Source organism: Mesorhizobium sp. M4A.F.Ca.ET.050.02.1.1, assembly GCF_003997725.1.
Lineage (GTDB): Bacteria > Pseudomonadota > Alphaproteobacteria > Rhizobiales > Rhizobiaceae > Mesorhizobium.
Map to the genome: position 1 here is coordinate 1 of NZ_RZSG01000727.1, position 3,062 is coordinate 3,062.

At 63.3% G+C, this 3,062-nt stretch carries 4 protein-coding genes; all 4 read right to left on the bottom strand.

Going from position 1 to position 3,062, the window contains the following annotated elements:
- Positions 1 to 39: 39 nt before the first annotated feature.
- Entirely contained in the window at positions 40 to 816 is a 777-nt protein-coding gene (locus tag EOA33_RS30090; protein ID WP_127407298.1) for an exodeoxyribonuclease III, read from the bottom strand.
- Positions 817 to 989: 173 nt separating this feature from the next.
- Complete coding sequence (locus EOA33_RS30095; protein ID WP_127407299.1) at positions 990 to 1,643, bottom strand: alpha/beta family hydrolase; 654 nt, start codon at positions 1,641 to 1,643, stop codon at positions 990 to 992.
- A 65-nt stretch (positions 1,644 to 1,708) separates the two neighbouring features.
- Positions 1,709 to 2,371, bottom strand: a complete 663-nt coding sequence (locus EOA33_RS30100; RefSeq protein WP_127407300.1) for a hypothetical protein — start codon at positions 2,369 to 2,371, stop codon at positions 1,709 to 1,711.
- Positions 2,372 to 2,377: 6 nt separating this feature from the next.
- On the bottom strand, positions 2,378 to 3,062 hold a 685-nt coding region (locus EOA33_RS30105; protein ID WP_127407301.1), incomplete at its 5' end, for a tetratricopeptide repeat protein.

Consider the following 3,062-nt stretch of genomic DNA (forward strand, 5'->3'; position numbering starts at 1 on the left):
TGACTGCACAGAGGGGCGCGAAGGATCGCGGCGGCGAGGTCAGGTCTCCACCTCCACCCACACCGGCGCGTGGTCGCTGGCGTTGTCCTCGCCGCGCACGGCCCGGTCGATGCCGGCCGCTTTCAGCTTGCGGACGAGTGTCTTCGACAAAAGGATGTGGTCGAGCCTGAGGCCCGCGTCGCGCGGCCAGCGATTGCGGCGGTAGTCCCAGAATGTGTAGAGCTTCTCCTCCTTCGGGAAGACCTTGCGCAGCGCATCGGTCCAGCCCCGCTCGACGAGTGCCGCGAAGGCGGCGCGGCTTTGCGGCTGCACCAGCGCGTTGTCGTCATAGGAGCGGGTCGGGTAGATGTCGCGTGGCTCGGGCACGATGTTGAAGTCGCCGGCAAGCGCCACCGGCAGGCCGGTGTCGAGGAGCTGCTTCGCGTGCGCCGCGAAGCGATCGTGCCAGGCGAGCTTGTACTGATATTTGGGCCCGGGCTGCGGGTTGCCGTTGGGCGCATAGAGGCAGGCGATGACAATGCCCGACACCGCCGCCTCGATGTAGCGCGCCTGGCGGTCGGCGTCGTCGCCGGGCAGCGCGTCGCGCGTCAGCACGGGTTCTGCGCCCTTTGCCAGAATGGCAACGCCGTTCCAGGTCGGCTCGCCCTTCCACACCGCGCCATAGCCGGCCTTCGCCAGCCGGGTCAGCGGAAACTGCGTGTCGCGCGCCTTCAGTTCCTGCAGGCAGACGACGTCGGGTTTTGCCTCGGCGAGCCAGGCCAGCAGGTTCTCCTGGCGGCTGTTGATGTTGTTGATGTTGAAGGTGGCGATTTTCATGTTTGGATGCCGAAAGCGCCCCTCGCTTCGTCATCCTCGGGCTTGACCCGAGGATCCATGCCGTGACCGTCGCCGTGGAACGTGGCGGGGCAGAATTCTGAACCGTTGCAACGCCTTAGCGTCACGGCATGGATTCTAGGGTCTGCGCGCGTCGCTTCGCTCCTTGCTCCGCCCTAGAATGACGAAGCCGACGGCTGCGCGAATTTAGCCGCTGTCGTCTCCGCCACCGTCTTCAAATGATCCGCCGTCGAAAAACCCGAAATCGCCTTGCGCGGCTTCAGATCGTGGTCGCCGTCCTCCAGCCAGATCATCTCGATGGCGTTGGAAAGGCCATAGGTCGCAACCTCATACTTGGTGCCGAACTCGTCGCGCGTGCCCTGGAAGATCAGCGTCGGCGCCTTGAGGCCGAGGAGATGCTTTGTCCGGAGCTGCTCGGGCTTGGCCGGCGGGTGGAAGGGATAGCCGAGGCAGACCAGCCCGGCGATCTCGCCCTTTTCGAACATCTCGTCCGCGACCATCGACGCCACGCGCCCGCCCATCGACTTGCCGCCGATGATGAGCTTTCCCGTGACACCCTTGGCGCGAAGGTCGGCGATCGCCTTGATGTATTCAGGGTTCACCGTCTCGGCGCGCGGCGGCGGCTTGCGATGGCCGTAGCGGCGGGCGGCCATGTAGTGGAACTCGAAGCGCGCCACGCGGAAGCCGGCCGTGGCGAGCGCCTTGGCGGTGGCGGCCATCGAGGCGGAGTCCATCGGCGCACCGGCGCCATGGGCCAGCAGGATGGTGACGGGGGCGGTTTCGGAGCCGTCGAAGAGGAAGTGGGTCATGGGGCGGGCTTTCTGGAGAGGCCGAGCTCACAGGCGCGAACATCGCGATCCTCTTGGAGCGGAGACTATGGCCGGATCGCAGTTCCATCGCAAACGTTCGATTGCAGATACTCGACCTGCGCCGCCAGCCACTCAGGCCAGCCCGTGGCGTCGATCCCACGGATCCAAGCGCAGGCTGCGTCACGCCCATGAACCTGTTCCATCAGACAGTAATAGGCTGTGTCCCGCCATGCACCGCAGAGATTTGGATGAGCATCCATCGCTTCCAGCGCCGATAGCCAAGTGAACCACCTCCTGATCCACACACCGACCTTACCGTCGAGATCGTTCACACATTGGGATATGAACATCTCAAGGTTTCGTTCATTGGTGACCCAGAAGATATCTCGGCCGGGCGATTTGAAATCGGCTTGGATTCCATCAAAGGAAACTCTCGCAAATACCATGTTCTTCGACCGGGCCGTACCTTGGAATATATGGTTATACCAATCGCCTAACTCCCTAAATAACTTAGCGAATTTCTTCCATTTGAGGACGGCTTCAATAGAACAGTCATACTCGCCGTAGCGGCGATCCGTGTAACAATCCAGCTCTATACTGAAATCGGTCTGGTTGTCGGTGGACGCGATGATCAGCTTTGAACTGCCCGGCTTGAACCATCTCTCACCAAGGCGGGCATAAAGCTCTTCGGTGACTCTCTTCCGGATGGTCTTTGCATCAAGCTCCACCCTCGCTCACCCCGCCGTGCGCGCCATATGCAAATCGACGAACTGTATCCCCTTCTGCGCCAACCTCGCCCATTCGGATTCAGCATCGAGTTCCAGATAGCGCACCCACAGCCGGCGGGCCTCGGCCATATTCCCCCCATCGAATTCCAACCGCGCAAGGTTGAACACCGGGTCGGCATAGGTCTTGTCGAGTGCGATCGCCTTCTGCAGGTGGCGGCGGGCGGAGGCCACCTTGCCCTCGGCGCTCATCAGGCCGGCGAGGTTGAACCAGGCTTCGACGAAGCCGGGATCGAGCTTGATCGCACGCGCATAGTCGTGCGCGGCTTCCGCCACGCGGCCGGCGCCGCGCAGGCAGTTGGCGCGGTTGAAGGCGGCAATCGCATCCTTGGCGTCGATCGCGAGGCAACGCTGGTAAAGCGCTGCCGCATCGTCGTGACGCCCCTCCTGTTCCGCGCCTTCCGCCTCGGCGAACAGTTCCTCCAGCGTGTCGTCTCCAGCCATTCCCGAATTTGGTGAAACCAGATCGAACAGCAACTGACCGTCGAGCTCGCTCGCACCATCGTCGAGATAGATCGCGTCGGGGCGGCCGTGCTGCGAGCCGAGATTGAGCGACTTGGCGGTGAGCGAGGCGACCGGGCCGGAGCGATGCACGGAGCGCGCGATCGCGCCCCAGCTGGCGCCGCTGGCGATC